The 15,989-nt window shown below is 68.2% G+C and carries 10 protein-coding genes; 8 read left to right on the forward strand and 2 right to left on the reverse strand.

All coding sequences use genetic code 11. The features are described 5' to 3' along the window. Positions 1–185: 185 nt before the first annotated feature. From ACP690_RS08805 to ACP690_RS08815, 3 genes are all read left to right on the forward strand, one after another. Positions 186–2,600 carry a TonB-dependent receptor domain-containing protein gene (locus tag ACP690_RS08805; protein ID WP_426260848.1) on the forward strand — a complete coding sequence of 805 codons (2,415 nt, stop codon included), beginning with the start codon at positions 186–188 and terminating at the stop codon, positions 2,598–2,600. Continuing rightward, a complete protein-coding gene (locus tag ACP690_RS08810; RefSeq protein WP_426260849.1) occupies positions 2,600–3,916 on the forward strand; it encodes an alkaline phosphatase family protein in 1,317 nt (438 codons plus the stop codon). Before ACP690_RS08805 ends, ACP690_RS08810 begins: the two co-directional genes overlap by 1 nt. 148 nt (positions 3,917–4,064) lie before the next feature. After that, positions 4,065–5,270, forward strand: coding sequence for a DUF1624 domain-containing protein (locus ACP690_RS08815; protein WP_426260850.1), 1,206 nt, complete (start codon positions 4,065–4,067; stop codon positions 5,268–5,270). 6 nt (positions 5,271–5,276) lie between these two features. On the opposite strand, the gene ACP690_RS08820 is transcribed toward ACP690_RS08815, so the two are convergent. Further along, positions 5,277–6,131 carry an alpha/beta hydrolase family protein gene (locus ACP690_RS08820; RefSeq protein ID WP_426260851.1) on the reverse strand — a complete coding sequence of 285 codons (855 nt, stop codon included), beginning with the start codon at positions 6,129–6,131 and terminating at the stop codon, positions 5,277–5,279. 161 nt (positions 6,132–6,292) lie between these two features. On the opposite strand from ACP690_RS08820, the gene ACP690_RS08825 reads away from it, so the two are divergent. The 5 genes from ACP690_RS08825 (at position 6,293) to ACP690_RS08845 (ending at position 14,360) form a co-directional block, all read left to right on the forward strand. Next, positions 6,293–6,886 (forward strand): RNA polymerase sigma factor, encoded by a 594-nt coding sequence (locus ACP690_RS08825; RefSeq protein ID WP_226341845.1) that lies wholly within the window; start codon positions 6,293–6,295, stop codon positions 6,884–6,886. Then, positions 6,883–7,833 (forward strand): FecR family protein, encoded by a 951-nt coding sequence (locus tag ACP690_RS08830; RefSeq protein WP_426260852.1) that lies wholly within the window; start codon positions 6,883–6,885, stop codon positions 7,831–7,833. The genes ACP690_RS08825 and ACP690_RS08830 overlap by 4 nt, the downstream gene beginning before the upstream one ends. A gap of 90 nt (positions 7,834–7,923) precedes the next feature. After that, positions 7,924–10,797, forward strand: a complete 2,874-nt coding sequence (locus ACP690_RS08835) for a TonB-dependent receptor domain-containing protein (protein WP_426260853.1) — start codon at positions 7,924–7,926, stop codon at positions 10,795–10,797. Further along, positions 10,794–12,842, forward strand: coding sequence for a hypothetical protein (locus tag ACP690_RS08840; RefSeq protein WP_426260854.1), 2,049 nt, complete (start codon positions 10,794–10,796; stop codon positions 12,840–12,842). Before ACP690_RS08835 ends, ACP690_RS08840 begins: the two co-directional genes overlap by 4 nt. 39 nt (positions 12,843–12,881) lie before the next feature. Beyond that, a complete protein-coding gene (locus ACP690_RS08845; RefSeq protein WP_426260855.1) occupies positions 12,882–14,360 on the forward strand; it encodes a tryptophan halogenase family protein in 1,479 nt (492 codons plus the stop codon). Between the two features lie 159 nt (positions 14,361–14,519). Here the strand turns inward: ACP690_RS08845 and ACP690_RS08850 are convergent, their stop codons facing one another. Beyond that, on the reverse strand, positions 14,520–15,977 hold the full coding sequence (locus ACP690_RS08850) for an amidohydrolase (RefSeq protein ID WP_426260856.1): 1,458 nt from the start codon (positions 15,975–15,977) through the stop codon (positions 14,520–14,522). Between the last annotated feature and the right edge of the window lie 12 nt (positions 15,978–15,989).

The raw sequence follows: 15,989 nt of genomic DNA on the forward strand, positions 1-15,989 counted from the left end.
AACAGATCGGTGACATGTCTGCGGCGGTTCGATGACGGCGTGGCGCAAGGCCCGAACAAGGGTGTGGGGTGTCACGAAACTGTCTTTGACGCGTCATGACGGGCATGCCGAATTGTAGCACAGCCGTAACGATCGCCGCCCAATGCCGCCCCGACAGGCCGAATGGGCCAAAGGGGACCTACATCATGATCGCTTGCAAATGGCTTCTGTGTGCCGCGCCGATGGCGCTCGTCGCAGGCAATGCCGCGGCGCAGACCGTGTCGGCGGATGCCGCCGCGACGGCGCAGGTCGAAACGCCCGCCGCCACGGATGCCACCGACGCTCCGTCGGGCGACATCGTCGTGCTCGGCTTCGGCCGGACGCGTCAGGTGCAGACCGTGTCGGCGATCGAAATGGAACGCCTGACCCCCGGCACGTCGCCGCTGAAGGCGATCGCCAAGCTGCCCGGCGTGAACTTCCAGTCCGCCGATGCCTTCGGGGCCTATGAATGGTCGACGCGCATATCGCTGCGCGGCTTCAACCAGAACCAGTTGGGCTTCACGCTCGACGGCGTGCCGCTGGGCGACATGAGTTACGGCAACGTCAACGGCCTGCACATCAGCCGCGCGGTGATTTCGGAAAACCTCGCCAGCACCACCGTGGCGCAGGGCGCGGGTGCGCTCGGCACCGCGTCGACCAGCAATCTGGGCGGTACGATCGAATTCGTCAGCCGCAAGCCGTCGGACACGTTCGACCTGGTCGGATCCGGCACCTATGGCAGCAACAACACGTGGCGCGGCTTCGCGCGGCTCGACACGGGTGATCTCGGCGGCGGGCTGAAGGGCTATATCAGCTACGGCTATCTCACCACCGACAAGTGGAAGGGCTTCGGTTCGCAGCGCCAGCATCAGGTCAATGCGAAGCTGATGGAGGATCTGGGATCGCGGGGCAGCATCACCGCCTTCGTCGATTATTCCGACCGTCGCGAGAACGACTATCAGGACCTCAGCCTCGACATCATCCGTCGCCGCGGGCTGAACAACGACAATATCTCGGACAACTACCCGCTCGCGCTGCAGATCGCGCGCGTCTACCAGAATCAGGCGACGCTGGCGGCCTATCAGGCGGCGAACAACGGATCGCCGGTGGGGTATGTCGCGCCCTGGACCGGCGCGGGCTTCACCCTGCCGAGCGGGTTCGGCACGGCCGACGATGCCTATTACGACGCGGCGGGCCTGCGTCGCGACTGGCTGGCCGGCGTCACGTTCGACGGCAAGCTGACCGACGCGCTGTCGATCGTCTCGACGACCTATTACCACCACAACAAGGGGCAGGGATCGTGGATCACGCCCTATTCGCCGACGCCGGCCGGCGCGCTCGGCGGCAATGGCCAGCCGCTGCCGCTCGCATCGACCGCGGCTTATAACCTCGCCTCGCCGCTCGGCTTCCGCACCACCGAATATGGCATTGATCGCGGCGGCAACATCACCCGCCTGACGCTGGAGACGGGCGCGAACCGGCTGGAGTTCGGCGGCTGGTACGAAAGCAACAGCTTTACCCAGGCGCGCCGCTTCTATGGGATGAGCAACACGACGCCCGATCGCAACGCGCGCGATTTCCAGTCGAACGCCTATCGCACGCAGTGGAACGGCAAGTACGACACCGAGACGCTGCAATATTTCGTGGCGGACACGCTGACGCTTGGCGACCTGACGCTGAACGGCGGCTGGAAGGGCATGCGCGTCAAGAACCAGGCGAACCTGCTGGTCGGCACGCTGGTCAACGGCAAGATCAAGGCGGAGGACTGGTTCCTGCCGCAGGTTGGCGCGGTCTATCGCCTGGGTGGCGGTGCGGAACTGTTCGCCAGCTATACCGAAAACATGCGCGCCTTCGTCTCGTCGGCGACGACCGGTCCGTTCGCGACGACGCAGGATGGCTTCAACGGCATCCGCAACACGCTGAAGCCCGAAACGTCGAAGACGGTCGAGGGCGGCGCGCGTGTGCGCAGCGGCGGTTTGCAGCTGTCGGCGGCGGGCTATTTCATCGACTTCTCGAACCGCCTGCTCACCTTCTCGAACGGCGCGGGTATCATTGGCAACCCGCCGACGCTGAACAATGCGGGCAGCGTCCACAGCTATGGCGCCGAAGTGTCGGCCTATTACCGCGTCGTCCAGCCGCTCTCGCTGTTCGCCAGCTATTCGTACAACCACGCGACCTATCAGAACGACGTGCGCAATGCGGCGGGCACCGTGCTGACCGCGACCGCGGGCAAGACGGTGGTGGATACGCCGGAGCATATGGTGAAGGGCGAGATCGTCTATGACGACGGCAGCGTCTTCGCCCGCGCCGGCGCGGACTATATGTCGAAGCGCTACTTCACCTATCTGAACGACCAGTCGGTGCCCGGCCGCGTGTTGGTGGATGCCAGCATCGGCTATCGCTTTGGCGAAGGCACGGGTATGTTCCATGGCATCGCGATCGAGGGCAGCGTGACCAACCTGACCGACAAGAAGTACATCTCCACGATCGGGACGAACGGCTTCACCGCGAGCGGGGACAATCAGACGCTGCTGGCGGGCGCGCCGCGCCAGTTCTTCGTCACGCTGCGTCGGGGCTTCTGATGCGGCGGCTCGCGACCCTCATCGCGCTGTTGCTGGCAAGCCCGGCAGCGGCATCGCCGGTGCTGCTGATCTCGCTCGACGGCCTGCGCCCCGGCGATATCAGCGACGCGAAGGCACGGGGCATGAACCTCCCCGTGCTCAGCGGCCTGCGGGCGGAGGGCGCGAGCGCACAAGGGGTGGTGGGCGTGCTGCCGACGCTCACCTACCCCAGCCACACCACGCTGGTGACGGGCGTGTCGCCCGGCCGGCATGGCGTGGTGAACAACCTGACGTTCGATCCCGAACAGAAAAACCAGGGCGGCTGGTATTGGTATACGTCGGACGTGAAGGTGCCGACGCTGTGGCAGGCGGCGCATGCCGCAGGCCTGTCGACCGCCAACGTCCACTGGCCGGTGACCGTCGGCGCGACCGGGATCGATGAGAATTTGCCGCAGATCTGGCGTGCCGGCACCGAGGACGATCGCAAGCTGCTGACCGCGCTGGCGACGCCCGGCCTCATCGCGCGGTTGGAACGCCGCGTCGGTGCCCGCTATCCGCAGGGGATCGACGAGACGGTGGAGGGCGATGCGCAGCGCGTCGCCTTTGCGGAGGCGCTGCTCGCCGACAAGCCGCAATTCACGACGGTGTACCTGGCCGGTATCGATCATACCGAACATCACGACGGCCCGGATTCGGCGGCGGCGAAGGCGGCGATCGAGGCGACCGATGCGCTGGTCGGGCGGCTGGTGCGCGCGGCCCGCGCGGCGATGCCGGACGTGACGGTGGTGGTTGTGTCCGACCATGGCTTCCTGCCGGTGAGCACGGACATCAACCTGTTCAAGCCGTTCATCGATGCGGGGCTCATCACGCTCGATGCCAAGGGGCAGGTGACGGGCTGGCAGGCGATGCCGTGGATTGCGGGCGGCACGGCGGCGATCCGCCTTGCCCGGCCCGACGACGCCGCGCTGCTCGCCAAGGTGCGCGGCGTGCTCGCGGCGATGGCCGCGAATCCGGCGTATAAGATCGCCAGCGTCCTCGATCGCAGCGCGATCGCCAAGGCGGGCGGGGATGGCGAGGCGAGCTTCGTCGTCGCGATGCAGCCGGGGGTGGAGACCGGGCGCGATCCGGCGGCGCCGATCGCGAAGCCGTCCGTCTATAAGGGCATGCACGGCTACGTCCCCTGGGACCCGGCGATGCGATCGACGCTGATCGTCGCCGGGCCGGGGATCGCCAAGGGCAAGGACCTGGGCGTCGTCGACATGCGCGCCATCGCGCCGTCGATCGCGCGGCGGCTGGGCGCGAGCCTGCCGTCGGCGGAGATGCCGGCGGTCTTCTGACGATCCGGGGCACCGTTCGACCGCATCCGCCCTGATATAGTGTAACATTCGGCTTGTGCCGGAGGCCGCGATCGACCAAAGGGCATCGGTCGTTGCGCCGCATCGTCGTGGTCGTGCGCACCGAGCGAACCCACGGAGACTGGCGACGATGACGGCTGCTTTGCCCGCCACGGCGACGATGGTGGCGGACACGGGGGAGCGGCGCGCCGCTCGTCCCACGACGCGCCTGCGATTGCAGGGAATCGACGCGCTGCGCGGCTTCGTCATGCTGGTGATGCTGCTCGATCACTTACGCGAAACATGGTTCCTGCACGTTCCCGTGCCCGATCCGGTCGATGCGCGGGTGATCTTGCCCGCTTTGTATCTGGGGCGGCTGGCGGCGAGCCTGTGCGCACCGGTGTTCGTCGTGCTGACCGGCCTGTCGGCCTATCTGTTCGCCACCCGGCATACTTTGGCGGAGACGAGGGCGTTTCTGGTGAAGCGCGGGCTGGTGCTGATGGCGCTCGACGTCTTCTACCTGTCCGAATTGTATTGGGGCGTCGCGAGCCCGACGATCTGGCTGCAGGTGATGTGGTGCATCGGTGTGTGCATGATCGTGCTCGCGGCGCTGATCGGCCTGCCGCGCCGGATGCTGCTGGCGGTGGGGCTGGGTATCGTGTGCGGGCACAATCTGCTCGATGCCATCCATCTGCGTGCCGGCGATCCGCCGTTCCCGCTGTGGGCGATGCTGCACCAGCGGGACGTGATCGCGCTGCCGTTCGGACTGGTCGCCAAGACGACCTATCCGGTGCTGCCGTGGATCGGCGTCATCCTGCTCGGCTGGTCCATCGGGCCGTGGTTCGACGGCGACGTACCCGCGGCCGCCCGTCGCCGGCGGCTGGTCCTGACCGGCGGCGCCATGCTGCTGCTGTTCGCCGCGCTGCGGCTGGCGAACGTCTATGGCGATGCGCCGTGGTTCGTCGTCGCGGGCGATGCGATGCGGACGTGGATGAGCGTCTTCGCGCTTACCAAATATCCGCCCTCGCTGTTGTTCCTGCTGCTGACGCTCGGCTGCGGTGCGCTGCTGCTCGCGGCGTTCGACCGGCTGGATGGCACCAGGCTGGTTGCGGCGTTGGCGGTGTTCGGGGCGGCGCCGATGTTCTTCTACCTGCTGCACCTCACCGTCCTGCGCCTGCTCTATCACAGCGCGTTTGCGATCTGGGGGGCGACGCATGACGCGACGTTCGGCGTCGATGACTACGGCTGGGTGCTGCTGTGGTATGTCGCGCTGATCGTGCCACTCTACCTGCCGACGGCCTGGTTCGCGCGGTTCAAGGCGCGGCGGCGGGACATCGCCTGGCTGAAATATCTGTAGCGGCGGCTATCGCGCCGCCGGCATCACGCGTTTGAGGAAGGCAGAGACGGGCCGTTCCCATACCGACGGATCGGCCTTGGCGAAGGTCTTGTGGCCATCGTCGCCGAAGGACGGCAGGCCGACGAAGGTGACCGGCGGCGTCGAAGCACCGGCATAGGCCGCGTACATGCGATGGGCGAGATCGCGGCGGAAGAAATGGTCGTTGGCGGCGTAGAGCCACACTTGCGGCACGCGATTGCCCGCGCCGAAATGGCCCTCGGCGGCGATCAGCCGGTCTTCGCTGCCGCAGATATGCTCCTTGCCGTCGCCGCCGCGCCCGCCGGCAAAGCTGATGACGCCGACCACACCCGGCGGCGGCGCATCGGCGAGCGCGACCGCGCCGAAGCCGCCAGCGGACTGGCCGACCACGACGATCCGGGTGGGATCAGCACCCGGCAGCGTTGCGGCGGCGGTGACGATGGCACGCTCGACCGCGGCGGTCTTCTCTCCTGCGGCGACGTAATTCTCGTCTTGGCATCGCCCGGCGGCCTCGAGATACGATCCGCTCGACGTGCCGAAACCGGGGCGGAGCGCGGTGACGACGATATAGCCATGGTCGACGAACCAGGCGGCGGCGCGGACGAAGCCGAGTTCGACGCCGGGGAACTTGCTCTTGTCGGGCGGCGTGCCGTGGTTGATCACGACCAGCGGGAAGGGCCCCGACCCCGCCGGTCGATAGACGCGCGCGGCAAGCTGATAGCCGGTGCCGTCGATCGTGATGGGCAGCGTGCCGTCGGCCACCGTCGCGCGGGGCGCCGCCATCGCGGGCGAAGCGATGGCGATGCCGCATGTCGTCAGTGCCGCGATCAGGACCTTGCGCATCCGAACTGCCCTCCAGCGTCGTATGCGGCGCAGGATGCGTCGCGGCGCGGGGCCGAGGCAAGTGAACTCGACGACAGGTTTCCGACATGTCCGGCGGCAATTGCGACAGGCCATCGACGGAAAGTGCGCGCTGCTGCATCTAGGGGTGTCGGGGAGAAGCCGTGCATTCGGATCAGCTAGTTGCCTGGGTCGGTCGTCACATCCTGCCGCATGAGCGGCGGTTGCGCGTCTGGCTGCGTGCGGCCTTCCCGACGGTGGACGTGGACGATGTGGTGCAGGAAACCTATTGCCGGATCAGCGGGCTGGACCGGTTCGATCATATCGACGATCCGCTGCGCTACGTCTTCCGCACCGCGCGCAACGTGGTGCTGGAACAGATTCGGCGCGAACGCGTGGTGAGCATCGAGGCGGCGAGCGGGCTGGCCGAGCTGGAACTGGTGCCCGAGCCCGCCGGATCGCCCGAAGAGATCGTCGCCGGCCGCCATGCGCTGGCCCGGATCGAGCGGCTGATCGACGCGCTGCCCGATCGCGCGCGCACCATCTTCCGACTGCGCAAGATCGAAGGCATCGGCCAGCGCGATATCGCCGCACGGCTACGGATATCGGAAACGGTGGTCGAGAATGACGTGGCGCGGGGCTTGCGCCGCATCCTCGAACAGCTGACCGAGGAAGAGAAAGCGGAACTGCCGATCCGTCGCCGTCGACCGGCGGCCGTGCCGCGCGCGCGCGGCCGCGACGGGGAGACGCGGCGATGATCGCGGAAGCCGCCAGCCGCTGGGCGGCCGCGCTCGACCGCGGGCTCGATGCGCCGGAGAAGGCCGAACTGGCCGCATGGTTGCAGGACGATCCGCGCCACCGCGGCGCGCTGCTTCGCGCGCAGGCGGCGCTGAGCCTGCTCGACCGTGGTCGCGCGCTGTCCGGGATCGAGCAGGCGGCGCAGGACGAGGCCCCCCTGCCGTCGCGCCGGCGATGGTGGCGCCTGGGCGGTGCGGCGGTCGCGGCGGCGCTGGTCGCCGGGGTCGGCATCGGCCTGTGGCCCGATCGGGCGGCGCGGATCGACACCGCGCTCGGCGAGATCCGGCGCATGCCGCTGGCCGACGGATCGGTCGCGGTGGTCAACAGCGGCACGGCGTTGCGCGTCGCCTTCACGCCTGCGCGCCGCAACGTCGAACTGGCGAGCGGCGAGGCGTGGTTCCAGGTCGCGCACAATCCCAAGCGGCCGTTCGTGGTGGCGAGCGGTCCGGTGCGGGTACAGGCCGTCGGCACCGCCTTCGACGTCCGGCGGCAGGGGGATGCGGCGCGGGTCGTGGTGACCAAGGGCGTCGTGCGCATCTGGACCGAGGGAAGCGGCGTCGCGCCGATCGACGTCAGTGCGGGCCATGCCGCGACGATCGACGCCAGCGAGCGGATCGCGGTTCGCACGGTGTCCGCCCAGACGTCGGACCAGCAACTGGCGTGGCGCGACGGGCGCATCGTGCTCGACGACATGACGCTGCGCGACGCCGTCGCGGAGTTCAACCGCTACAATAGCGATCGACTGGAGGTGGCGCCGGCGCTGGCCGGGCGGCGCGTAGTCGGCTGGTTCCGCACCTACGACATGGAAGGGTTCGCCAACGCCAGCGCGGCGATGGTCGGCGGACGCGTCGAACGGCACACCCTGTCCGGCGGGGGCGAGGTAACGCGGATCGTCCCCGCAAAATAATTCGTCCACCACTGACGGAAATAGGGCCGCAATACATCCTTGAGGGCACGCGCCATGCGAAGCGCGGACACAGCTTCAGGGAGGGGTTCCATGCGCACCGGTCATATCTTCAGTCTGCCTCTGGTTTCGGTCGCGGCGATCGCCGCAGGGATCGCGACGCCTGCCGTCGCTGCCCAGCCCGCGGTCCGCACGTTCAACGTGCCGCGCCAGCCCGCCGCCACGGGCCTCGTCCGCTTCGCGCAGCAGGCCGGCATCCAGATCCTTGCGCCTAGCGACGTCACCCGCGGCCAGACGGTCGAGGCGGTGAAGGGCCAGCTGAGCATCCAGGAAGGCCTGCGTCGCCTGATCGCGACCAGCCGCCTGCGCCTCGTCTCGTTCGATGGCCGTACCGCGGTGATCGCCGCGGGCGCGCAGGGTGCCGCCCCGCGCACCGTCAGCTATGGCGCGCCGCAGGACACGACCGCCGCGCCGACCGGCACGGACCCCACGCAGGTTGCCGACACCGCCACCGCGGACGACAACCCGCAGAACGACATCATCGTCACCGGCAACACCTCCGACAAGCGGACGCTGTTCAACTCGTCGTCGAACGTGACGCTGGTCAATGCCGCCGACCTGCTGCGTAAGGCACCGCGTTCCACCGCCGACACGCTCGAACTGGTGCCGGGCGTGTTCGTCGAAGGCACGGCGGGCCCGATCTCGAACAATTATTCGGTGCGCGGCCTGCGTGGCGGCGGCCAGAGCTTCATCACGCTGGAAGAGGACGGCATGCCGATCCTGTACGGCGGCGGCGGCGCGGACTTCTATTTCCAGAACGACATCACGATCGCCCGCATGGAAGCGGTGCAGGGCGGCACGTCGGGCGTGCTGGCGCCGAACGGCGCGGGTGCGACGATCAACTTCATCTCGATGAAGCCCGATCACGACAAGGCGACCGCGATGGTGCGCTACACCGGCACCACCTATGGCGACCTGCGAGCCGACGGCTATTTCTCCGCGCCGATCGCGGATGGCTGGGCGTTCAACGTCGGCGGCTATGTCACGTCGCAGCGCGGCGTGCGGCGTACGCCCTTCACCTTCAACGCCTATGACGTGAAGGCGATGCTGGAGAAGCAGTTCTCCAGCGGCGGCTTCGTGCGCTTCACCGTCAAGCATGGCGACAAGCACTTCCCCTATTACGCCGACATGCCGTTCCGCGTCGCGACCGACGGCACGATCAGCAGCGTGCCCAGCCTGGACCTGAGGCGCGACGATGTCGGCGGGCGCGGCTTCACCCAGTTCCTCGTGCCCAATGCGCCCGCGACGGGCCAGAGCCTGCGCCGCTTCAGCTCGGCCGATGGCGTCCACGTCAAGTCGACGACCTATCGCATGGATGTCGAGGTGCCGGTCACTCCGAGCCTGCGCCTGTTCGGTCGCGCGCGCTATCTGGACGGATCGTATGACTTCAACGGCATCTTCCCGGGCAGCGGATCGGGCACGGCGGGCCTGACCTCGGCGGTCAACTACCTCAATCCCGCCGTCTCGCCGCTCGCCGGGCTGACGCCGCTCAATGGCTCGACGCTCACCTATTTCCAGGTGGCGGCGGCGCGCTTCCCCAACACCGCGCAATATGGCCTGCGCAACATCCGCACTGGCCAGGTGATCGCGGCGTCGGATACGGCGACGCTGAACGCGCTGAACGGCAACGGCCTGCTCCAGCAGACGGTGCTCAACCACCAGACGCTCGCGACCAAGGACTTCGGCAGCGACTTCGGCGTGAAGTGGGATGCGGGCGGCAGCAATATCGACAATTCGCTGACCGTCGGCGGCATGGTGTACAACGTACGCCGTCGCAACAACCAGTCGGCGGTCGCGACCGTGCTGAACGACGTGCGCAACGATTCCAACGTCTATGACATGGTGGCGCTGAACGCCGGTGGCGGCGTGATCGGATCGCTGACCAACAACGGCATGGTCAATTACGGCAATTGGGGCCAAGGCCTGTTCAATGACGAGGTCACGTCGCTGTCGGCCTATTTCAACGACGAACTGACGATTGGCGAGAAGCTGCACATCGACTTCGGTGCGCGCTACGAACACCAGCACGTCCGCGTCGACATCGGCAATACCGCCGGAACCAACGCGCTCGTCCCGGCCGGCACGCCCGGGATCTACGACAATGTCGGCAGCACGTTCAACGGCACCTACACGCGCCAGACGGCGAATTACTCCGACTGGGCCTATACCGCGGGCATCAACTACGAGCTGACCGACCATGTCGCGCTGTACGTGCGCGGTGCGCATGGCTTCCAGACCAACGGCGGCGATACGGGCGGTACGCACGCACCGACCGGGCTGACGCTGTATGAAGGCGGCGTGCGGTTCAATGCCCGGGGCTTCAACGCCTCGGTCATCGGCTTCCGCACGGAATTCCGCGACCAGAACTATCAGTTCATCAACCCGGCCAACCCGGCACAGGCGAGCAATGCGCTGGCGGACAATTTCACCAACGGCGTACAGGTCAATGCGACGCTGCGTCCGGTGCAGTTCTTCAGCGTCGATGTGCAGGGCGTCTATCAGGACCCCAAGCTCAGCAACCTGCGCTTCAACGGCGTGGCGCAGCCGCAATATAACGGCAACACGCCGGAGCGGACGCCCAAGAAGCTGCTGACGGTGACGCCGTCGTTCATCCTGCCGGGCGGGCTGGGCGAGATCTATGGCCGCTGGAAGTATATCGGCAAGATCTTCGCCGACAGCGGCAATGGCATCGCGCTGCCCGACTATAGCGTCTTCTCGGTCGGTGCGAGCATCGACGCGACGCCGCGGCTCAACCTGTCGGTCAGCGTCGACAATCTGACCGATACGAAGGGCTTCACCGAAGGCAACCCGCGGCAGGGCCAGACGCAGACGATCGTCAACGGCTATTTCTATGGTCGTGCGATCGTCGGTCGCAACGCGCTGTTCAGCGCGACGCTGAAGCTGTGAGGGTGAAGGCGGGGTTGCGGCTGTCGCTCGGTCTGGCGATGGCTTTGGTGCTGACCGGGGCGGGCGCGGCGCCTGCTCAGGTCGAGCATTATGCGGTGGGCGAGGGGCTGAACGTCAACAGCTTCACGCGCGCCGGCCCGGTCGCGGCGCATGTCGTGCTGCGATCGGGCAAGCAACCCCGCCTGCTCGTCGCCTTTCCGGCGGGCAATAGCGGCACCGCTCTCTGGTTCGAGCCGCTGGCCAAGGACGCCGAATGGCGGCTGGAGGGCGAACCGCAACCGGTGACGGTGCGCGATGCCAAGGGGCGCCCGCTGCACGGCGTACGCTTCGTGGCGACGATCGCGGCGGACCGGCTGGTGCCGCGTCAGGCCGTGCTCTCCAGCATCCGCGTGCTGCGCGACTATCAGGCGCTGGGCAAGGCGCCCGCCGAGGTGCTGACGCCGGCCCGGATGACCGGTGACACGATCCGCTGGTCGCGCGATCGGCTCGACGGCGCGGCGGGCTACGACCTCGCGATGCGGGTGACCGGCGGTGCGATCAAGGATGGCGCCATCCTTGCCGGCAAGGACGGAACGATCCGCTTCGCCGTCACCGCGCTGACCGGCGAGACGCCGCTGACCCCGCGTGGCGGCGCGGACCTGCTCAATACCAAAGCCCAGCCCGATCCGGGTGCGCGCTACGCGCTGACCTTCCTCAGCTATGCCGAAAAGTATCTGGCCGGCTCGTGGCGCTTCGACACCTATTTCGGGCGCGACACGCTGATGTCCGTCCGGCTGCTAATGCCCGCGCTGCAACCCGCAGCGGTGGAAACGGGGCTGGCCTCGGTCCTCGCCCGCCTGTCGCCGCAGGGCGAGGTTGCGCATGAGGAGGATATCGGCGAGTTCGCCATTCTCGACCATCAGAAGGCGGACGGCAGCCTGTCCGACGCGCCGGTCTACAATTACAACATGGTCGACAGCGACTATATGCTCGCCCCGGTCGCGCGGGCGTGGCTGCTCGATGATGCACGCGGGCGGACGCGGGCGGCGGCGTTTCTGGCGCAGCGTGTCGGGGCTGAGACGATGGGCGCGCGGATGGTGCGCAACCTGCGCTTCGTGCTGCAGCAGGCGGCACCCTTCGCCAGCGACCCGGTCGCCGCCAAACTGATCGCGCTGAAGCCCGGCATGGATGCCGGCGAATGGCGCGATAGCAACAACGGGCTGGCGGGCGGGCGCATCCCCTATGACGTCAACGCCGTGCTGGTGCCCGCCGCGCTGGATTCCGCCGCGGCGTTGCAGGCGAGTGGGCTGCTCCGTCCCTATCTGGCTGCCAGCGACGCGCGGGCGTTCGCGGGCGCTCGCGCGGTCGCCGATGTGTGGCGTGCCAAGGCCCCGCCGCTGTTCGACGTGACGCTGCCCGCCGCCACGGCACGGCAGGCGGTGAGCCGCTACGCTGCCACGATCGGCGTGCCCGCCGCGCCCGCGCTTGCGGCAATCGGCACTGCGCCGGTCCGCTTCCCGGCGATCGCGCTCGACGCGCAGGGGCGTCCGATTCCGGTGCAGAACAGCGATCCGGGCTTTGCCCTGTTGTTCGAAACGCCGTCGGCCGACGCGCTGCGCGTCATGGCGGGCAGCTTCGTCGATGCGTTCCCGGCGGGGCTGCGCACGGGCGCGGGCATGCTCGTCGCCAATCCCGCCTTTGCCGATGCGACGATCCAGCGGAAATTCTCGCCCAACGCCTATCACGGCACGGTGGTGTGGAGCTGGCAGCAGGCGCTGGTCGCGGCCGGGCTGGCGCGGCAGCTCGAACGGCGTGACCTGCCGGCCGACGTTCGCGCGCAACTGACCCGCGCACAATCCTGCCTGTGGGACGGGATCGATGCGACGAAGAGCGTCCAGAGTTCGGAGTTATGGTCGTGGCGCTACGCCGATGGCCGCTACAGGGTCGTGCCGTTCGGCGCAGCGGGCGCGGATGTCGACGAATCCAACGCGGCGCAATTGTGGAGCACGGTCTATCTCGCGCTGCGCCGACCGACCGGGACAGCGGTGGCCTGCACGGGACGATGACGCTCGCCGGCACGATGCCGATCGGATAGGCTCGGCGGCATGAGCGACACACGTATTCGCCGCATCGTGATCCTGGGCGGGGGAACGGCGGGCTGGATGACCGCCGCGGCGTTGTCGCGCGCGCTGGCGGGGCAGGGGGTCGCCACCACGTTGGTCGAATCCGACGCGATTGGGACGATCGGGGTCGGCGAAGCGACGATTCCGACCATCCATTGGTTCAATCAGATCATCGGCTTGGACGAGCGCCAGTTCATGGCCGAGACCAAGGCGACGGTGAAGCTCGGCATCGAGTTCGTCGGCTGGAACGGCGAGGGCAGCCGCTACTTCCACCCCTTCGGCACGTTCGGGCCGCCGGGCGACGGCGCGATGTTCCTCCACCGCCTGATCCGCGCGCGCGCCGATGGCGATACCGCGTCCACCGAAGCCTATTCGCTGACCGCGCAGGCCGCGCGCGCGGGTCGCTTTACACGACCGGTGCCCGATCGGCGCTCGCTGCTGTCGACGCTGGGCTATGCCTATCACTTCGATGCCGGGCTGTACGCGCGCTACCTGCGCGGGCTTGCCGAACGCGCGGGCGTCACGCGGAGCGAGGGTATGGTCGCGTCGGTCGAACGGCATGACGACAGCGGATACGTCCGGTCGCTGACGCTGGCGGATGGACAGGTCGTCGCCGGCGACCTCTTCATCGACTGTTCGGGGCTGCGCGGCCTGCTGATCGGCGAGACGTTGGGCGTGGGCTATGACGACTGGTCGCACTGGCTGCCCTGCGATCGGGCCTGGGCGGCGCCGAGCGCGGCGGAGGTCGGCCGCACGCCCTTCACCCGTGCGACCGCGGCGGAGGCGGGTTGGCGCTGGCGCATCCCGCTCCAGCACCGGGTCGGCAACGGCTATGTCTTCGCGAGCCGCATTCAGGACGAAGAGGCGGCGCGCGCGTCGCTGATCGCCGGAATGGACGGGCCGCCGCTCGCCGATCCGCGGCTGATCCGCTTTACGCCCGGCATGCGACGCGAGGCGTGGCGCGCCAATGTTGTCGCGATCGGTCTGTCGAGTGGCTTTCTGGAACCACTGGAATCGACCAGCATCCATTTGATTCAGAGCGGCATCGCCAAGCTGCTGTCGCTGTTCCCGGCGGCCGATTGCTCGCCGCTGCTGGCGCGGCAGTTCAACCGGGTGTTCGGGCAGGAAATGCTCGACGTGCGCGACTTCCTGATCCTGCACTATCACGCCACGACGGGCCGTACCGAGCCGATGTGGCAGGAGCGGCAGGCCATGGCGATCCCGGATACGCTCGCCGAGAAGATCGCGCACTTCCGCGCCTCGGGCCGGATCGTGCTGTCGAGCGACGAGCTGTTCCGCGACGCGAGCTGGTTCGCGGTGCTCGACGGGCAGGGGGTGCGGCCGGGTGATCATAACCCGTTGATCGAAGCGGTGGGGCGCGACGACAATTTGCGCCAGCTGGCGGCGTTGCGCGCCGACATTGCGAAGGTGACGGCCACGTTGCCACCTTTACCGGCATGATACGCCGCTGATGTTGCGCCGCGTCCCGCGTCGGAACCGTATCCGCGAGCGGGAACTCACCCCGTACCGTGTTGACGGTGTGGCGAACGCGGCGGGCAACGCCGCGCTCGCCAGGCGGTTGGCGGACGCACTCCGCGACCTGCTGGCGCGCTAGGCCGGTCAGCTCGCCGGCGTCGCGGTCTTGCGATAGTCGAGCGGGGGTTTGCGGTCGCCGAGCATCGCCCTGTAGGTGAAGCCGGGGCCGCGGCGACGGTTGAGCTCGGCCTTGGCCTCGGCGATGGTCTGCGGGCTGCGCATCAGATCGGCGGCGGTGAGTGCGATCGTCTTCGCCGCAACCGAGCCGCCCTTCGCGCCGATCGACATACCCGAGGCGGCGACCGCCTGCCAACTGTGGGCGGGCGTGCCCGGCACCCAGGTCGCCGCGCCAAGGCCGATGGTCGGCACCACCCACGATACGTCGGCGACGTCGGTCGATCCGCCGCCATCGCCGTCGGAGATCGGCGCGACGGTGGAGACGCTGTCCAGCGCCCGTTGCGTCGGCAGCGTCGGCTGCAGGCGGCCGGCCCAGGCGGTTTCCTCTGCCGTCCAGCGGGGGCCGCCGACGGCGTGCAGGTTCGCATCCATCACCTTGGCCAGCGTCTCGCTCGCCAGCATCGAATAGACGCCGCCGGTCGCCTCGAACTCGGATGTCGTGCCGGTCGCCAGCGCCGCGCCCTCCGCCGCCTTCTGGACGCGCGCCATGACGTCGCGGACGACCTGCGGGTCGGTGTGGCGGACGTAATAATAGCTTTCGGCGAAATCGGGGACGACGTTGGGTGCCTCGCCACCATTGGTGATGACATAATGGATGCGCGTCTTCATCGGAATGTGTTCGCGCAGGTAATTGACCGCGACGTTCATCACCTCGACGCCGTCGAGCGCGGAGCGGCCCTTGTCGGGCGCGGCGGAGGCGTGCGCCGACACGCCGTGGAAGCGAAACTTGCCGGAGATATTGGCCTGGCTGGCGCCGGTGCTGACACCGTTCGAATCGCCGGGATGCCAGTGAAGGACGGCGTCGACATCGTTGAACAGGCCGGCGCGAACCAGATAGACCTTGCCCGATCCGCCTTCCTCCGCCGGCGAACCGTAGACGCGGACTTCGCCATTGATCGCGTTCGCAACCATCCAGTCCTTGACCGCGATCGCCGCGGTGACCGACGCCGCGCCGAAGATATTGTGGCCGCAGCCGTGGCCGGCGGCCTGGCCGGGAATGGGATCACGCTTGGTATCGGCGCGCTGGGCGAGGCCGGGGAGGGCGTCATATTCGGCGAGGATGCCGATCACCGGCCCATTGCCGCCGCGCTTGAAGCTGGCGACGAAGGCGGTCGGCATGCCGGCGACGCCCGGCGTGACGGTGAAGCCGGCACGCTTTAGTTCGGCCTGGAGCAGCGCGCTGCTCTTCGTTTCCTGATAGCCGACCTCCGCCGCATTCCAGATCGCGAGCGCGGTCTTGGCGAGATCGGGCGAGCGGGCGTCGACGTCGGCAAGGATCGCCTGTCGCTCCGGGGCGGCAATCTGCGCGGTGGCCGGGGTCGCGGTGAGAAGGGCGATGATGGGAGCGATGGCGGGGCGGTGCATGGCGGGCATCCT

Origin of the sequence: Sphingomonas sp. DC4900, from assembly GCF_049896485.1 — a bacterium.
Lineage (GTDB): Bacteria > Pseudomonadota > Alphaproteobacteria > Sphingomonadales > Sphingomonadaceae > Sphingomonas > Sphingomonas aquatilis.